Consider the following 17,895-nt stretch of genomic DNA (forward strand, 5'->3'; position numbering starts at 1 on the left):
TATAGAAAAGGGATTTTTATGGATCAGGAATATATTGCCCAGACAGCTCTGGATCAGATGGTGGGAACTGACCAGGGACAGCTGTTAAAAGCTCTCATCCCCTATTTTCCACCCAGGCAGCAACAGTTTCTGTCCGTTTTTGCAAAAGCCAGGGAACTTTCCAATACAGTCGCTCTTTTTACAAAGCCGTCAGAAGCCATGCAGATACAGGCTGCAGCAGCCCCTGCCCAGCCTCTTGAAGTCATAAACGACCTGCGCCGCTACTGTTTTGGAGATATACGAAAGACTCTGGATCAGATCACCAATATGATGACCATGGCAGAAATGCTGAGGATGATGAATGAACCATCTCCAGAAGATAATTGCGAAGAAGAACGACAGTAAAAACAGAAAAATTTCATTCAAAACGGACATGTCGCCAATTGGCAGCATTACTATATAAGAAAGGAATGATTCCATATGGATGACAACTGGCAGGATAATCCAAAGCTTGCAGGTATCGACAAAAACAAGCTTGACATGCTCCAGCAGATGGCCCGGCAAGGAGCCGGAAAATCTCCCTCTGATCTGCTGCCATTTATTATGAATGCAGCTTCCCAGGGGAGAAATGCCGGTCTGAACTTTAACAGTAATGAAATCAATACCATCATTGAGGTTTTGAAAATGGGAAAAAGCCCACGGGAACGTGCAAAGCTTGATAAAGTGGTAAACCTGATGAAGATGATGAAGTAAAGCATTTTCTGCGATTAAGAAAACTTACTCCTCAACTTCTCCCATCATGCACTCGCGAAGCAGTACTAGCGCACTGGCAACAGCCTGCTGACGGATCTTGGTTCTGTTTCCGGTAAAATGATATTCCCGGGTAATCGTATGTCCATTGCAGCAGCAACCCATAAACACGGTTCCAACAGGAGTCTCACTGGTTCCGCCATCCGGGCCTGCAAGGCCGGTAACAGAAAGACAGATATCAGCTCCTGAAGCTGCGCAGCCCCCCTTTGCCATCTGTTTGGCACATTTTGCAGAAACAGCTCCCACTGTTTTCAATGTGGATTTCTTCACTCCAAGACATTCTCTCTTGGCACGGTTGCTGTAAGTAACAAATCCATGGGTAAACACCTGGGAAGCACCTGGAACATTTACAATGCGGGCAGCAATGGCACCACCTGTACAGGATTCTGCAAGAGACAGAGTTAATTCTTTCTCCTTCAGCAGATCCACAACAGATTCTTCCAGCGTTTTGTCCGCATCCAGGGCAAATACATTTTTGCCGAATCGCTTTTGAAGTTCCTTTACTACAGGTTTGATCAGCTTCTTGCAGGATTTCTCATCCTCACCCTTGGCTGTAATACGGAGATGAACCTCTCCTGTCTTTGCATATGGGGCAAGAGTTGGATTTGTCTGGGCCTCGATCATATCCTGGATATCGGCAGCCACCTGGCTCTCACCGATTCCACAGATCTTCACAACCTGGGAGCAGATGATCTCCGGCTGTTTCTTGCGAAGGTATGGGAAAACAGACTCCTCAAACATAGGGATCAGCTCATTAGGCGGTCCCGGAAGAAGAATGGCAGTCTTACCGTTTTTCTCAAGGATCAGACCAGGTGCTGTACCGTTGTGGTTATCAAGCACAATAGCGCCTTCCGGAACCTGCGCCTGCTTATAATTATTGGAGGTCACACGTCTGTCCGGATGATTCTTCTTATATTCCTTCATATAGCGCTCAATACGCTTACGGGAATGAGGATCTTCAGAAAGAGGAAGTCCCATTACCTCAGCACATACTTCCTTAGTCAGATCATCCTCAGTTGGTCCGAGACCTCCCGAAAGAATTACCACGTCAGATCTGTCGAGGGCAGAGGCAATCACAGCTTTCATTCGGTCGTGATTATCTCCCACAACAGACTCATAGTAAACAGAAAGTCCCAGCTGGGCACATTTCTCAGAAAGATATGCGCTGTTGGTGTTTACAATATTTCCCAGCAAAATTTCAGTTCCTACAGCTACAAGTTCTGCAATCATATATATACCTCTTTTCCAGAGCATGTTTGAAATCAGCCAACATCTCTGCTCACAAAGATGCTGGCTGATTTACATTCAGATATTCTCACTCTCTGCACGCAAAAGCATTCCGCGGGCAGTGACTATTTTATTCCTGCATGGAAATTACATTCTTATTCTGCACAATATACGTGATCAGAGAAATCACCGTCAGAGCAAGTGATACCCATACAAAAATCTGTGTCAGTATTTCAAAAACTCCCCCAAAGTTCAGGATCAGAAGAATGATCATGACCATCTGGGATACAGTTTTAAATTTGCCCCAGTAGTTTGCAGCGATGACAACGCCGTTCTCGGCAGCGATCAGTCTGAAGCCACTGATAATAAATTCTCTTGCAATGATAATGATCACGAACCATGCCGGCAGGCGGTCAAGCTCGATCATGCAGATCAGTGCAGAACAAACAAGAAGCTTGTCAGCAAGAGGATCCATGAATTTACCAAAATTGGTAACCAGATTATTCTTGCGGGCAAGATGACCATCAAACCAGTCCGTAATACTTGCCACTACAAAAATAGCAAGGCAGATATAGCGGTTGGCATCTCCGCCCCAGCCAGTCAGAATAAATAATACAAAAAACGGTACCAGGATCATTCTGGCAATAGTCAGTTTATTCGGTGTATTCATCTTCCAGCTCTCCTATCAAATCGTACTCCAGAGCTCCGGTAACCCGGACTCTCGCAAAATCTCCTGTCATGAGAAGTTCGCCGGTCTGTACAAAAATATATCCATCGACCTTCGGCGCATCTCCGTAAGTACGTCCAATGTACGCACTCTCTCCAGATACTTTGCCCTCGATCATAACAGTCAGCACCTGACCAACGCGGCTCTCACCCTTTTCAAGAGAAATTTCCTGCTGAAGTTCCATGATCTCATCGCGTCTGGCTTCCTTGACCTCCTCCGGAATCTGATCTTCCATAGTGGCTGCCGGGGTATCCTCCTCAGCAGAGTATGGGAAAACACCAAGGCGGTCAAACTCGATCTCATCCACAAACTCCATCAGTTCTTCGTGGTCTTCCTGTGTCTCTCCAGGAAAACCACTGATCAAGGTTGTACGAAGGAAAATATCCGGGATCTCCCGGCGCAGCCTGCCAATAATATCCACCAGCTCCTGCTTGGTGGTACGGCGGCCCATGCGTTTCAGCACACGGTCACTTGCATGCTGGATCGGAAGATCCAGATAATGACAGATCTTCTTCTCTTCCTTCATAGTCTGAATCAGCTCATCATAAATCTCTTCCGGGTAACAGTACAAAATACGGATCCAGCGGATTCCCTTTATTTTGCAAAGCTCCTTTAAAAGGACATGAAGAGATTTCTTTCCATAGATGTCCTTACCATATACAGTAGTCTCCTGGGCAACCAGAATCAGCTCTTTCACCCCTTTTTCAGCAAGAGACCGGGCTTCTTTTACGAGCAGCTCCATAGGCACGCTTCTGTAGCCGCCCCGGAGTCTTGGGATAATACAGTAGGTACAATGCTTGTCACAGCCTTCTGCAATTTTCAGATATGCAAAATGTCCACCTGTGGTCAACATACGCTTACCGGAAATATCCGGAAGAAAATCAATGCTCTTGTACTCTTCAAAGTGTCTGCCTGCCCGGGCTTCCTTTACAGCCTTGCTGATATCGCCGTAAGAGGTTGTACCAAGAATAGCATCCACTTCAGGTATTTCCTCTGAAATTTCTTTCTTGTAACGCTGTGCCATGCAGCCGGTAACGATCAGCACCTTGCAGGTACCTGCCTTTTTCTTCTCTGCCATTTCAAGAATGGTATTTACACTTTCTTCTTTGGCATCACCGATAAAACAGCAGGTATTGACAATAATGACCTCTGCTTCGTCCTCATCATCAACGATCTCATGTCCGTCTGCAGCAAGCATTCCAAGCATTTCCTCAGAATCTACCAGATTCTTATCACATCCAAGGGAAATGAACAGTAATTTCATATTATTCTGCACTCTCCTCAGACTCAGCAGGATCAACTGCAGCTGCAGGTTCTTCAGCAGCAATCTCCTCTGCAGAATGTCCTGCGATCTCTGCTAAATCCTCTTCCTCATGTTTACCTGGAAGGATCTTAACCTTTCCGTGATATAACTCGTCAATTGCGATAGAAAGAGGTTTCTTGCCTTTAACATTATCTGCCAACGGCTTTGCACCGCCGATCAGCTGACGCGCACGCTTGCTTGTAGCAAGAATCAGGGAATAACGGCTGTTGAGCACCATGCTCTCATCGTCGTCCTCATTGTTGGTATTGATTGCTTCGATTAACTCAGAATAAGATGGATGGATCATATATATACTCCTTTCAAAAATTGTGATTATTGTTATAATTTTTATAAAGATTCGCAGCTTCAAACTGTATTTTCGCGAATAAAGTTGCAAATCAATATTTCATTTTATGGCAGTTTCATCTGCTCTTTATTTGGATTATTCTTCCACAAACTTTGCTGCCTGTGCCTGGATCTCATGGATAAAACCAAGGTTTCGCCTCATGGCGAAATGTTCGCTCTGAATAATATTATGAAGCCTGTCTACAGCATCCTCCAGCTGGTCATTCACCAGCAGATAGTCGTACTCGTCAACTCCTTCTGCCTCCTGTGCAGCTCTTGCAAGACGCTGGTGGATCACTTCCGCAGTCTCAGTGCCTCTTCCAACAAGACGCTCTTTCAGTTCCTCCATGGAGGGCGCTGTTACAAATACCAGCACAGCTTCCGGGAATTTCTTCTTGATCTTGCGGGCTCCCTGAATCTCGATCTCCAGGATCACATCCCGGCCTGCTGACAACTGCTCCTCCACATAAGCCTTAGGTGTGCCGTAGTAATTCTCCACGTACCGGGCATATTCGATCAGCTGATCCTGACGGATCATTTCCTCAAATTCTTCTTTTGTGCGGAAAAAGTATTCTCTTCCGTCTTCTTCCCCTGGTCTGGGGTTTCTGGTGGTGGCAGATACAGACAATGCGTAATTGTCGTACTTCGCCATCAGGCTTTTCATAATGGTGCCTTTTCCTGCTCCGGAAAATCCGGAAACAACTGCCAAAACTCCTCTACTCATGGCCCTCTCCCTTATTTTCTATAACTTCTGCAAATCTGCGAGCGATCGTGTCCGGCTGGATCGCAGATAATATCAGAATGTGGTCTGAAGTAACGATCACGGACTTGGTCTTTCTTCCCTGAGTGGCATCCACAAGGGAATTGGAACCCTTCACACTCTGAACCATTCGTTTCACCGGAGCGGCATCCGGGTTTACCACAGCTACGATTTTCTGGGAATTCACCACATTGCCGAATCCGATATTGATTAATTTTGCCATGTTTTCACCCTTCTGTCAATAAGGAAAGCTTACGTCTTTGATTCTCTAGTACATCGCTTCGTAAATAACTATACCAATCACGTAGGATGTGGATTCGAGTGTGCAGGTATAAAAACGCAGGTGTAGCGGGCTACGCCGAGGCTTTTATACCTGTGCAATCGGATTCACAGACAAGTGAGTGGTATAGTTATTTCGAAAACGATGTACTAGGTTACTCCACATTCTGAACCTGTTCTCTGATCTTCTCAATCTCTGTCTTCAGATCAATTGCTATATTGGAGATAATCAGATCACTTGATTTCGACAAAATGGTATTTGCCTCACGGTTCATCTCCTGTGCCATAAAATCAAGCTTGCGTCCGATGCCTTCCTTCTCCTCCAGCATCTTCTTCATTCCCTGGATATGGCTGTGGAGACGAACAGTCTCCTCATCGTTGCAGATCTTGTCGGAGAACAGGACAACTTCTGCTGCAATACGGGAATCTTCGATCTGAGAATCCTCCAGAAGCTCATGAACCTTGGCTTCCAGCTTCTCTCTGTAAGAATCCACAACCTCCGGAGAGCGGGCTTCTACCTGACTTACCTTCTCATCAAGAGCATCCAGCTTGGCGATCAGGTCGTTCTTCAGATTCTCTCCCTCTCTTGCACGGGACTGGGCAAATTTCTCGCAGGCCTCACGAAGCGGTGCTTCCAGAACTGCCCATAATGCGTCCTCATCTACAGACTGCTCCTCCATAGTCAGCACGTCCGGATAACGGGAAAGAGCTCCTGCCTTCACATCGTTCTCAAGGCCAAATTCCTCTGCCATCTGACGGATATATGCAAGATATTCTCCTGCAAGCTCCTTATTATACTTCAGTGCGCCACAGCTTAAGGTGTAGTCCTCATATGTGATAAACACATCCACTTTACCACGCTGCATATAGGTCTTCATAAGATTCCGGATCGCGCCCTCAAGGAAAACCAGCTTCCTTGGCATTTTGATACTCAGATCCAGATATCTGTGATTGACGGATTTTAACTCAACGGTGATTTTCCGCTCTTTTGTAATCACCTCGGCCCTTCCAAAGCCGGTCATACTTTTTATCATAGTAATCTCTTTCTTTATTTTTATTCCGAATACTGTCTGAAAAGAGTACCATTCCGCATAACAGAATCGTCTCTGATATTCAGGCAATAACTCTACGCAGGTTACCGTTCACAGTTGCCTACGCATACAGATTTATTATAGTTCATTCTAAAACCCTAGTCAAATCCTTTTTTTGCTGTTATAATAAAGTCTGCATGTCACGGTTACTGGTCACGGAGCGACCGGTAACCTGTCAACAGAAAGGAGTTTTTTATGGCTTTTGACGGAATTACCATTGCTGCAATGGTTTCTGAATTAAATAAAAATCTCTCCGGGGGACGCATTAACAAAATTGCCCAGCCGGAAAGTGACGAACTGCTGATCACCGGAAAAGGTGCAAATGGTCAGAAGCGTCTGCTTCTCTCCGCCAGCGCCTCCCTGCCTCTGATCTATTTTACAGGCAAAAACCGGATCAGCCCTTTGACTGCTCCTAATTTTTGCATGCTTCTCCGCAAGCACATCGGAAGCGCCAGGATCACTGCGATACGCCAGCCTGGTCTGGAGCGTGTTGTAGAATTTGAGCTGGAGCACCTGAACGAACTTGGTGATGTATGCCATAAGGTTCTCATTATGGAACTGATGGGAAAGCACAGCAACATTATCTTCTGTGATGATAATAATATGATCCTGGATAGTATCAAGCACGTATCCTGCAACGTAAGTTCTGTACGTGAAGTTCTGCCAGGACGTCCTTATTTCATCCCCCACACTCAGGACAAGCTGGATCCTCTTACCATTTCCAGAGAGGATTTCATGGAAAAAGTATGTGGCAGATCCAATGCTGTCTCCAAAGCTCTCTATCAGACGCTTACCGGTTTCAGCCCGGTAATGGCTCAGGAGCTTTGCTATCGCGCTTCCATTGATGGAAATGATGATGTCCAGACATTAGATGGGAATACCAGAGAGCAGCTTTATACAGAATTCACCCGTTTAATGGAACAGATCCGGAGGGAAGAATTTACCCCGGTTATTGTTTTCAAAGGGGACGAGCCGGTTGAGTACGGTGTTCTTCCTTTTTCCCAATATGGAGAAGGCTTCACCACCCGGACCTTTGAATCTGTGTCAGAGATGCTGGAAACCTATTATGCCTCCCGCGACGTGATCACCCGTATCCGTCAGAAATCTGCGGACCTCCGAAAGATCGTCCAGACTGCCCTTGACCGAAACCGAAAAAAATTAAGCCTTCAGCAGAAGCAGATGAAAGACACTGAAAAAAAGGACAAATACAAGGTTTACGGCGAATTGATCAACACCTACGGCTACGGTCTGGAAGAAGGCTGTAAATCCTTTAAGGCTGTGAACTATTATAATGGAGAAGAAATCACCATTCCTCTTGATCCTACCCTGACCCCCCAGGAGAATTCCAAGAAGTATTTCGATCGTTACGGCAAGCTGAAGCGTACCCAGGAAGCTCTGGAGGTTCAGATTGCAGATACCACCAGCGAGATCGAACATCTGGAATCCATCTCCAATGCCCTGGACATTGCCGCTGAGGAGAGCGACCTTTCCCAGATCAAGGAAGAGCTTATGGAATACGGCTATGTGAAGCGCCACTACGGAAACAAAAAAGGTGCCAAAATGCAGGTGAAATCCAAACCCTTCCATTATGTTTCCAGTGATGGCTACGATATTTATGTAGGAAAAAACAACTACCAGAATGATGAGCTGACCTTTAAATTTGCCACAGGAAATGACTGGTGGTTCCATGCCAAAAAGATGCCGGGCTCCCATGTTGTGGTAAAGACAAAAGACGGCACACTTCCGGACCGCACCTTTGAAGAAGCAGGAAATCTTGCAGCCTTTTATTCCAAGGGACGCACTGCACCAAAGGTAGAGATTGATTATCTCCAGAAAAAGAATGTGAAAAAGCCAGCTGGAGCCAAACCGGGATTTGTAGTTTATTATACAAACTATTCTCTGATGGCTTCACCAGATATTGCAGGAATCCAGCAGTTATCCTGATTGTAACAGTTTTTCCCTCTTTGCATTTTGCATACAGCTCTGAATTTGCAAAACGGCTGCTCTGCAAACCGCAAGCTGCTATCTATATACACCGGAGCCTGTTTCAAACACGCTCTGATTTAAGAACAGGAGTTATCTATGAGTATTTTAAATGTTGAACACCTTACCCACGGCTTTGGTGACAGAGCCATTTTCCATGATGTTTCCTTCCGCCTTTTAAAAGGAGAACATATTGGCCTGGTAGGCGCCAACGGAGAGGGAAAATCCACCTTCTTCAATATTGTAACTGATAAACTGATGCCAGATGAGGGCAAGATCCAGTGGGCAAAAAATGTCCGTGTAGGTTATCTGGACCAGCATTCTGTCCTCGCTCCTGGCATGACTATCCGCGACGTGCTGAAATCTGCTTTTTCCTGGCTTTTTGAACTGGAAGAACGAATGAATACCATCTGTGATTCCCTTGGTGAAGCCTCCCCGGAAGAAATGGAAGTTCTTATGGAGGAACTGGGAACTATCCAGGATACCCTGACCATGCACGACTTCTACGTAATTGATTCCAAGGTAGAAGAGGTTGCCCGGGCACTTGGTCTTCTGGATCTTGGGCTTGACCGTGATGTCACAGATCTCAGCGGCGGACAGCGTACCAAGGTGCTCCTTGCCAAGCTGCTTCTGGAGAAACCAGATATTCTTCTTCTGGATGAGCCCACCAACTATCTGGATGAAGAACACATTGCATGGCTGAAACGCTATCTTCAGGAATATGAGAATGCTTTTATCCTTATTTCCCACGATATTCCGTTTCTCAATGATGTGATCAATATCGTTTATCATATGGAAAATCAGGAGCTAAACCGTTATGTAGGCGATTATGACCACTTCCAGGAAGTCTATGAAGTGAAAAAGGCTCAATTAGAGGCAGCTTACCGCCGCCAGCAGCAGGAAATCAGCGAACTGAAGGATTTCGTTGCCAGAAACAAGGCCCGGGTTTCCACCAGAAATATGGCAATGTCCCGCCAGAAAAAGCTGGACAAAATGGACGTGATCGAACTGGCTGCCGAGAAACCAAAACCGGAGTTTCATTTCAAACAGGGACGCACCCCAGGCAAATACATCTTCGAGACAAAGGATCTTGTGATCGGATATAACGAGCCCCTTTCCCGCCCTCTCACCCTTTCCATGGAAAGAGGCCAGAAAATCGCGCTTGTAGGTGCCAACGGAATTGGAAAAACCACACTTCTGAAAAGTATTCTTGGTCTGATCCCATCATTAAAGGGAACCAGGGAATTAGGGGACAATCTGCAGATCGGATATTTTGAGCAGGAAGTAAAAGGTGACAACAAAACTACCTGTATTGATGAGATCTGGGCAGAATTCCCATCTTATACCCAGTATGAAGTCCGCTCCGCACTTGCAAAATGCGGTCTCACCACCAAACATATTGAGAGTCAGGTCCGTGTGCTTTCCGGCGGTGAGCAGGCCAAGGTCCGCCTTTGCAAGCTGGTAAACAAAGAGACAAATGTCCTTCTTCTTGACGAGCCTACCAACCACCTGGATGTGGATGCAAAAGAGGCTCTGAAGGAGGCACTAAAGGAATACCGCGGAAGTGTGCTTCTCATCTGCCATGAGCCGGAATTTTATCAGGATGTGGTTTCACAGGTGTGGGACTGCAGTAAATGGACAACTAAGATCCTGTAAATGCTATATTAAGATTATTATTTTATAAATAAAACAGCATCCAGACAGAATATACTTCTTCATAATTCTGTCTGAATGCTGTTTTTATTTCATATATAGTGATGTCACTTGCAGCAGCATGTCCATTTAGAATAATTTGTCATTCTACTATATCTCATTCTATCAGTTCACAAACTGAATGATTCCGGATACCTGCTCGTATGCACTATCCCAGTCCTGACCACTTGCCAGTCCTTTTACTTTTCCTTTGATCGTCACTCTCTTGGAAGCTGCATATCCGGAAGCATCTGCCTTGATTCCCTTATTGGTTGTGAAGTCATGCGTACCCCAGATCTTATCTGCATAATATTTGCCGTCAGCCTTCAATTCAATATTGCTGAATGTGGCATTTACAGAATCTCCGTTTAATCTTGCAGAACCCTCTACGCGAAGATAGACAGTTGTGTTTGCAAGACTGCTGTTTTTAACTGTTTTGGCAAGTTTGCCGTTGATGTAGCAGCTGCAGGTTCCGTCTTTTTTCACAGTCAGCATTACATGGTAAGTCTTATCTCTGGCCGCTTTCTGAACCCAGATATAATTCTGACCGCCTGCACCATTGTGGGCTACATTCTCGATCATGAACCATGCCTTACCTGTATAGGGAGCTCTTGCATGCTTGTCATACTGGATACCAAAGCTTACTGCAGAGGTCGCCGTGCAGGCAACCAGCTTCGCATGGTAACCGGAACCGGAACCAGAAAGTACCATATCCGTTTCAATGGTATATTCGGAAGCTGTATTTGCAACAGTGGAACCTGTTGCCGTGGTATTTCCGCCGGCAGTATCCGGTTTCGTTGTGGTTGGCACCTCATAAACAATTTTCAGTCCTTTTTTGTTATAGGAACTTACTTTCTTTCCTTTGTAGGCTTTTACTGTGTAGTAGTATGTAGTTCCACTCTTCACTTTTTTATCTGTGTAAGATGTTTTGGAACCGCCTTTCACAGTTTTGATTTTTTTCCAGGAACTATTTTCTGTCTTACGCATAACATAGTAGCCGGAAGCGCCTTTACTCTTTTTCCAGGTAATTTTAACACTTTTGTTTACACGTACCACCTTGGAAAGCTTCGGTGCTTTTAATGCTGCTGCCTGAACTGCCTCTGCTTTTCCAAATGAATAAACCGGAAATACAAGCATAAAAGCAAGTAAAAACAGCATAATCTTTTTGATTGTTTTTCTGTTCATAATATTCCTCCTTCTTTCCTCATATGAACTTCCATCATAAAAGACGGAGAACTTCTTCAAGAAATTCTCCGTCTCATTATACTACTTATTCATCAGCAGCGTCAACCTTACTTGCCCTTGCTTCGATCTCTTTCTGCTGGATATCACCAGGAGCCTGCTCATAGCGGGCAAACTCGTAGGAGAAGTCACCACTTCCACCAGTCATGGAACGAAGATCTGTGGAATATCCATAAATCTCAAGAAGAGGAACGTCAGCTTCAATAATGGTATTTCCGTTATGATCCGGATTCATTCCAAGAACACGGCCGCGGCGCTTATTCAGATCGCCCATAACGTCACCTGTATATTTATCTGGAACTGTAACCTTCATGGAAACGATTGGCTCTAACAGTACCGGAGAAGCATCCATGAAGCCTTTCTTGAATGCAAGGATGGTAGCCATCTTAAATGCCATCTCTGAGGAATCTACCGGATGATAAGATCCATCATAAAGAGTAGCCTTTACACCAACTACCGGATATGCTGCAAGAGGTCCTTTCTGAACGCATTCCTGAAGGCCCTTCTCAACTGCCGGGAAGTAGTTCTTCGGAACTGCACCACCAACAACAACCTGCTCAAATACGTATGGAGTCTCCATATCGCCAGACGGCTCAAAACGCATCTTAACATGTCCATACTGTCCATGTCCGCCGGACTGTTTCTTATGTTTGCCTTCTACGTCAGAATTCTTGCGGATGGTCTCACGGAATGGAACCTTCGGTTTGGAAAGCTCTACATCAACTTTATAACGCTCTTTCAGCATGCTGACAATAACATCAAGATGCTGATCGCCCATACCATAGATCAGACTCTGACGGTTAGCACCATCGTTCTCAACACGAACAGTCCTGTCTTCGCTCATGATCTTGGCAAGAGCCTGGGAAATCTTATCCTCATCGCCCTTGTTCACAGCCTTAAATCTCTTATAGGTATAAGGTGTGGAAAGAATTGCTTTCGGATAAAGAACCGGATTCGCCTTGGTGGCAAGGCTGTCACCAGTCTGAACACTGACTAATTTGGCAATTGCACCGATATCACCTGCATGGAGCTCTGGAACTTCGATAGGCTTGGAACCCTGAAGAACATATAATTTGTTAAGACGCTCTTCTGTGCCTTTCTCAACATTGAGAAGAGTATCATCAGATTTAATAACACCGGAGCAAACCTTGATCAGGGAATACTTGCCAAGGAATGGATCCACGATGGATTTCCATACATATGCTGATTTTGCTTTGGCGAAATCGTAATTTGCTTCAAAAATCTCGTTGGTCTTCTGGGAAATACCGTTGCAGGAACGTTTGTCCGGGCTTGGGAAATATCCGCAGATGTCGTCCAGAAGGTTGGATACGCCGCGAAGATTGATCGGGGATCCCATGCATACCGGAACAATGCTTGCATCCTGTACATTGGCGGCAAGTGCTGCGGAAACTTCTGTAACGGAGAACTCGTCTCCCTCAAAATAACGATCCATGAATTCCTCGCTGGTCTCTGCTACAGATTCCATCAGGATATCATGATACTTCTCAAGATACTCATCCAGATAAGAAGGAATCTCGCACTCTTCCTTCTGTCCCTTGTCGATATATTTTCTTCCGGCCTGCTTCACAACGTTAACATATCCCACGAACTTGCCATCCTCACGGATCGGGAAATGCAGCGGGGCAATCTTCTTGCCATAAAGCTCGGTAAGCTGATCTACTACCTTACGGTAGCTTACATCGTCCACGTCCATATCGGTAACGAAAATCATTCGCGGAAGTTTATACTTCTCGCAGAGATTCCATGCCTTCTGGGTACCAACCTGTACCCCTGCCTTACCTGATACTACGATGATTGCTGCGTCTGCAGCGCTGACAGCTTCCTCAACTTCTCCTACGAAGTCAAAATATCCGGGAGTGTCCAGAATGTTTACCTTGTTCTTCTGCCACGGGACCGGAATCAGAGATGTAGTGATAGAGAAATGTCGTTTGATTTCTTCTTTATCATAATCACTGACTGTATTGCCATCTTCTACACGGCCTAAACGGTTGGTCAAGCCGGCAAGATATGCCATTGCTTCTGCCAGAGTTGTCTTTCCAGCACCGCCGTGTCCTAACAGCACTACATTTCTGATTCGGTCAGTTCTAAAAACGTCCATATGTAATACCTCCCTGTTTGTCTAATATGTTCATATTTTACTAAATATTCAGAAGAATTTCAAGTATTTTCTGGGATTTTGACGGTCTTTTTTCAAAAAAGTTTAGATTATTTTGTCATTTCTGTAGGAATTGACAATTTGCGAGGAATCTCGTACAATATCATAAGATAATTTTTCACTTTAACGAAGGAAAGGAAACGACATTATATTATGAAGACAATCGGTTTTATCGGTCTCGGTCTGATCGGCGGCTCTATCGCCAAGGCCATCCGGAAGTACCATCCGGATTTCCACATTCTGGCCTATAACCGCAGTAAGGAAGCACTTGCCTCTGCCATCAGCACCGGCATTATAGATGGTGTCTGTGAGGAAATGAAGGATCCACGCTTTGGATCCTGTGATTATGTATTTTTATGTGCTCCGGTAGAGATCAACCTGGAGTGCCTTGCATATCTGAAAGAGATCCGCCAGCCAGGCTGCATTATCACAGATGTGGGAAGTGTAAAGGGAATCATCCATCAGAAGGTGGAGGAGCTGGGAATGACAGACTGCTTTATCGGCGGTCACCCTATGGCCGGTTCTGAGAAAACCGGTTTCGACCATTCCAACGAGCGCATTCTGGAAAATGCATACTATATTCTTACCCCGGGTGGGGAAGTGGGACTGGAATATATTTCAGATTTTACAGAGCTGATCAGTTCTCTTGGTGCTATCCCTATGGTGCTTACAGCTGAAGAGCATGATTTTATTACAGCAGGTGTAAGCCATCTGCCCCATATTATTGCTTCCGCCCTTGTAAATCTGGTAAAAACTCTGGACAACGATGCCGAATATATGAAGACCATCGCAGCAGGCGGTTTCCGCGATATTACAAGGATTGCCTCCTCCTCTCCCGTTATGTGGCAGCAGATCTGCATGGAAAACCATGAGAACATTTCCAATGTTCTGGACGACTACATCCGCATGCTGATCCAGATCCGCTGTTCTGTAGACAACTGTGCTACAGATGGGAAGGAGGCAGATGCTATTTATCAGATGTTTGCAAGCTCCAGGGATTACCGTGATTCCATTGATGTTGTGGATAATGGTCCTATCCGCAAGGCTTATGTGCTTTATCTGGATATTGCAGATGAGGCCGGCGGAATCGCTACCATTGCCACCATCCTTGCCATGGATAAGATCAGCATTAAAAACATCGGCATCATCCACAACCGCGAATTCGAGCAGGGCGTTCTGAAAATCGAATTTTATGAAGAAGACGCTATGGAACGGGCCATTGCACTTTTGAAAAAGCGCAATTATATTGTTTATGAGCGATAACCTGCGCACCGGCAGTTGTTTATTGGATACATCACAATTAATTTTTCATACAAACTCTGTATCAATACAGCAAATATGAAGTAACCGCCATATTGACTCGTCTAATTCTTTATAAGTAATATAGCCGATACTCGTTTTTGCTGTATGAAACTTTATATTTAAGGAACGATTATTATGGAAATAAAAAAACTTACAAATCTCCACGGAGAACTTACAGTCCCAGGCGACAAATCCATCTCCCACCGTGCCGTCATGTTCGGTTCCCTTGCCAAAGGAACCACAAAGATCACCCATTTTCTGGAAGGAGCTGACTGCCTTTCCACCATCTCCTGTTTCCGCAAAATGGGCATTGATATTGAGAATAACAGCGGAGAAATCCTGGTTCATGGAAAAGGACTCCACGGATTATCTGCCCCTGTTGATATTCTGGATGTTGGAAACAGTGGCACAACTACCCGCCTGATTTCCGGTATTCTTGCAGGACAAAATTTTGTATCGGAGCTTACCGGCGATGACTCTATCCAGAGCCGTCCCATGAAACGGATCATGACGCCTCTCCTTTCCATGGGCGCTGATATTGCAAGCATAAAGGGAAATAACTGTGTTCCCCTTCGGATCACAGGTCATCCTCTGAAGGCCATTCACTATGATTCCCCAGTTGCTTCTGCTCAGGTAAAATCCTGTGTACTTCTGGCAGGAATGTATTCTGACGGAATTACCAGCGTCACCGAACCGGTTCTTTCCAGGAACCATACAGAAATCATGTTAAACTATTTTGGAGCTCGTGTAACTTCTGAGGGAACTACCGCTTCCATTGCTCCGGAACCATCTCTTTTTGCCAGAGAAATTACAGTACCTGGGGATATTTCTTCTGCTGCTTATTTCATCGCTGCCGGACTTCTGGTGCCAGGCAGTGAGATTCTTCTGAAGAATGTGGGAATCAATCCCACAAGAGACGGACTGCTCCGTGTGTGTAAGGACATGGGCGCAGACATTACCCTGCTAAATGTTAATATGGATGGAGAACCTACTGCTGACCTTCTTGTCCGCGCCAGTTCTCTTCATGGTACAACAGTGGGCGGGGAAATCATTCCGACTCTTATTGACGAGATTCCGATGATTGCAGTTATGGCGGCTTTCGCAGAGGGAACTACTGTGATCAAGGATGCAAAAGAACTTAAAGTAAAAGAATCAGACCGTATTCTGGTTATGGCAGAGAATCTTTCCCGCATGGGTGCGGACATTACACCTACAGATGACGGCATGATCATTCATGGGGGAAAACCACTGCATGGGGCAGAGATTGACTCTTACCTGGATCACAGAGTGGCTATGTCCTTCGCTGTTGCCGGACTGCTCTGTGATGGACCACTCTCTATTAAGGGGTGGGACTGTGTGAAGATTTCTTATCCGGAATTTTATGAGGATCTGTATAGGTTAGGGGAATAATCTAAACCTCAGGAACTTAAATGAGAACATTTTTCGTTACTGTGAACGGAGTGAGCAGTAACCATTTTTCCATTTAGGTTCCTGTTTTTTTGCCTGTTTAGATGTACATTCCTATTATTTTATGTTAAATAATAGTCAATGTTAGTTTAGTGCAACTGTCATACTTTGCCAGATTATATGCTTGTATTTTCTTTTTAAATATACATATTGCACATTTTACCATGTATTAATTTCTGTGCAATTTTAAAATTCGTTTTAATCTCATTTCTATATTGATATTCTTTTAACGATTTCGACGAAGTTAAAAAACTTTCCGTTTTCCTCTTTTTTTCTTCAAAAAAATAACGTATAATCCCACTGTAAGTTGAGGAACACTAAAACAAACAAAGCGAAGGTGAACAGCCCAGACAAAAGAGCGGCTGCCACAAGAAAGGAGCCAGAAATAATGAAAATTTTATTTTACGGAACCAAAAATTATGACGAGCAGTTTTTTGAAAAACTTTTACCTGAATTTCCAGATATTAAGATTAAATTTATTGAAGCAAATATCCATGAGGAGACCGCTTCTCTTGCAAAAGGTTATGAAGCCATCTGTGCTTTTGTAAATGCAGACCTTGGCGCTCCTGTTATTGAAGAATTACATCAGCAGGGTGTAAAACTGATCCTTATGCGCTGCGCTGGTTACAATAACGTGGATCTTAAGACAGCCCACAAATATGGCATGAAAGTTCTGCGTGTACCAGGTTACTCTCCCGAGGCTGTTGCAGAGCACGCAATGGCGCTGGCGCTTACAGCTAACCGTCACACTCACAAGGCTTACATCAAATGCCGTGAGAACAACTTTACTTTAAGCGGTCTTATGGGCGTGAACCTTTACAAGAAAACAGCTGGTATTATCGGTACTGGTAAAATTGGTCAGGCTATGGCAAGAATCTGCAAGGGATTTGGAATGCGGGTCATTGCATATGATCTTTTCCCAAACAAGAATCTTGACTTCCTGGAATACGTTTCTCTTGATGAGTTGCTGGCTACCAGTGATCTGATCAGCCTGCACTGCCCGCTTACTGACGAAACCAAACATATTATCAACGAAAAGACAATTGCCCAGATGAAGGACGGAGTTATCCTTGTAAACACTTCCCGTGGCGGTCTTATCAAGACGGAGGATCTGATTTCCGGTATCCGTGACCACAAGTTCTTCGCAGTTGGTCTGGATGTTTATGAGGAGGAATCTGATTACGTATTCGAGGATCTGTCTGAGAGCATCATGCAGACTTCCTTGATCCAGAGGCTTCTCTCCTTCCCGAACGTAACCATGACCTCCCATCAGGGATTCTTTACAGAAGAAGCGCTCACTAACATTGCAGAGACAACTATGGAGAATGCGCAGGCTTATATCAATGGAGATGAGCTGAAGAACGAGGTTCTCTCATAATTCATAAATCACTATAGAAAATACGGTGTTTCAATGCATAGGTATTGAAACACCGTTTTGCTATTTAGTGTGTTGAAAGTTGTTCAAGGCGGACGCATTCGGACAATGGTGATTGCTCACTCGCCGGCGCAACG

At 44.9% G+C, this 17,895-nt stretch carries 16 protein-coding genes; 7 read left to right on the forward strand and 9 right to left on the reverse strand.

The window, feature by feature from the left end:
* Positions 1 to 18 precede the first annotated feature (18 nt).
* Positions 19 to 384, forward strand: a complete 366-nt coding sequence (locus AB5170_RS08355; RefSeq protein WP_118578020.1) for a hypothetical protein — start codon at positions 19 to 21, stop codon at positions 382 to 384.
* Between the two features lie 75 nt (positions 385 to 459).
* Positions 460 to 732: a hypothetical protein gene (locus tag AB5170_RS08360; RefSeq protein WP_118578019.1), complete on the forward strand. Its 273-nt coding sequence runs from the start codon at positions 460 to 462 to the stop codon at positions 730 to 732.
* A 24-nt stretch (positions 733 to 756) separates the two neighbouring features.
* Here the strand turns inward: AB5170_RS08360 and AB5170_RS08365 are convergent, their stop codons facing one another.
* From AB5170_RS08365 to AB5170_RS08395, 7 genes are all read right to left on the reverse strand, one after another.
* On the reverse strand, positions 757 to 2,019 hold the full coding sequence (locus AB5170_RS08365) for a competence/damage-inducible protein A (RefSeq protein WP_148461973.1): 1,263 nt from the start codon (positions 2,017 to 2,019) through the stop codon (positions 757 to 759).
* A gap of 127 nt (positions 2,020 to 2,146) precedes the next feature.
* Complete coding sequence (gene pgsA, locus AB5170_RS08370; RefSeq protein WP_148461972.1) at positions 2,147 to 2,686, reverse strand: CDP-diacylglycerol--glycerol-3-phosphate 3-phosphatidyltransferase; 540 nt, start codon at positions 2,684 to 2,686, stop codon at positions 2,147 to 2,149.
* Positions 2,670 to 4,007 carry a 30S ribosomal protein S12 methylthiotransferase RimO gene (rimO, locus tag AB5170_RS08375; RefSeq protein ID WP_173772472.1) on the reverse strand — a complete coding sequence of 446 codons (1,338 nt, stop codon included), beginning with the start codon at positions 4,005 to 4,007 and terminating at the stop codon, positions 2,670 to 2,672. The genes pgsA and rimO overlap by 17 nt, the downstream gene beginning before the upstream one ends.
* A 1-nt stretch (position 4,008) precedes the next feature.
* Positions 4,009 to 4,353: a DNA-directed RNA polymerase subunit omega gene (rpoZ, locus tag AB5170_RS08380; RefSeq protein ID WP_118578015.1), complete on the reverse strand. Its 345-nt coding sequence runs from the start codon at positions 4,351 to 4,353 to the stop codon at positions 4,009 to 4,011.
* A 135-nt stretch (positions 4,354 to 4,488) separates the two neighbouring features.
* Positions 4,489 to 5,115, reverse strand: coding sequence for a guanylate kinase (gene gmk / locus AB5170_RS08385; protein WP_173772474.1), 627 nt, complete (start codon positions 5,113 to 5,115; stop codon positions 4,489 to 4,491).
* The gene (locus tag AB5170_RS08390; RefSeq protein ID WP_118578014.1) at positions 5,108 to 5,374 is read right to left on the reverse strand and encodes an extracellular matrix/biofilm biosynthesis regulator RemA family protein; all 267 of its coding nucleotides are present in this window, start codon (positions 5,372 to 5,374) and stop codon (positions 5,108 to 5,110) included. Before AB5170_RS08390 ends, gmk begins: the two co-directional genes overlap by 8 nt.
* A 211-nt stretch (positions 5,375 to 5,585) precedes the next feature.
* Positions 5,586 to 6,464 carry a YicC/YloC family endoribonuclease gene (locus tag AB5170_RS08395; protein ID WP_148461967.1) on the reverse strand — a complete coding sequence of 293 codons (879 nt, stop codon included), beginning with the start codon at positions 6,462 to 6,464 and terminating at the stop codon, positions 5,586 to 5,588.
* Between the two features lie 252 nt (positions 6,465 to 6,716).
* On the opposite strand from AB5170_RS08395, the gene AB5170_RS08400 reads away from it, so the two are divergent.
* A complete protein-coding gene (locus AB5170_RS08400) occupies positions 6,717 to 8,465 on the forward strand; it encodes an NFACT family protein (protein WP_173772476.1) in 1,749 nt (582 codons plus the stop codon).
* A gap of 138 nt (positions 8,466 to 8,603) precedes the next feature.
* Positions 8,604 to 10,160: an ABC-F family ATP-binding cassette domain-containing protein gene (locus AB5170_RS08405; protein ID WP_173772478.1), complete on the forward strand. Its 1,557-nt coding sequence runs from the start codon at positions 8,604 to 8,606 to the stop codon at positions 10,158 to 10,160.
* Between the two features lie 162 nt (positions 10,161 to 10,322).
* Here AB5170_RS08405 and AB5170_RS08410 read toward each other — a convergent pair whose 3' ends face one another.
* Positions 10,323 to 11,381, reverse strand: a complete 1,059-nt coding sequence (locus AB5170_RS08410) for a hypothetical protein (RefSeq protein ID WP_173772480.1) — start codon at positions 11,379 to 11,381, stop codon at positions 10,323 to 10,325.
* 85 nt (positions 11,382 to 11,466) lie between these two features.
* Positions 11,467 to 13,557 (reverse strand): translation factor GTPase family protein, encoded by a 2,091-nt coding sequence (locus AB5170_RS08415; protein WP_118578841.1) that lies wholly within the window; start codon positions 13,555 to 13,557, stop codon positions 11,467 to 11,469.
* Between the two features lie 210 nt (positions 13,558 to 13,767).
* On the opposite strand from AB5170_RS08415, the gene AB5170_RS08420 reads away from it, so the two are divergent.
* The 3 genes from AB5170_RS08420 (at position 13,768) to AB5170_RS08430 (ending at position 17,761) form a co-directional block, all read left to right on the forward strand.
* Complete coding sequence (locus AB5170_RS08420) at positions 13,768 to 14,877, forward strand: prephenate dehydrogenase (protein WP_173772482.1); 1,110 nt, start codon at positions 13,768 to 13,770, stop codon at positions 14,875 to 14,877.
* A gap of 174 nt (positions 14,878 to 15,051) precedes the next feature.
* Positions 15,052 to 16,326, forward strand: a complete 1,275-nt coding sequence (aroA, locus tag AB5170_RS08425; RefSeq protein WP_173772484.1) for a 3-phosphoshikimate 1-carboxyvinyltransferase — start codon at positions 15,052 to 15,054, stop codon at positions 16,324 to 16,326.
* 445 nt (positions 16,327 to 16,771) lie between these two features.
* Complete coding sequence (locus AB5170_RS08430; RefSeq protein WP_118578845.1) at positions 16,772 to 17,761, forward strand: 2-hydroxyacid dehydrogenase; 990 nt, start codon at positions 16,772 to 16,774, stop codon at positions 17,759 to 17,761.
* Positions 17,762 to 17,895: the final 134 nt, after the last annotated feature.

Origin of the sequence: Ruminococcus sp. RTP21484sp1_RTP21281st1_A8_RTP21281_210402 (assembly GCF_040914025.1) — a bacterium.
GTDB classification, from domain to species: domain Bacteria; phylum Bacillota; class Clostridia; order Lachnospirales; family Lachnospiraceae; genus Blautia_A; species Blautia_A faecis.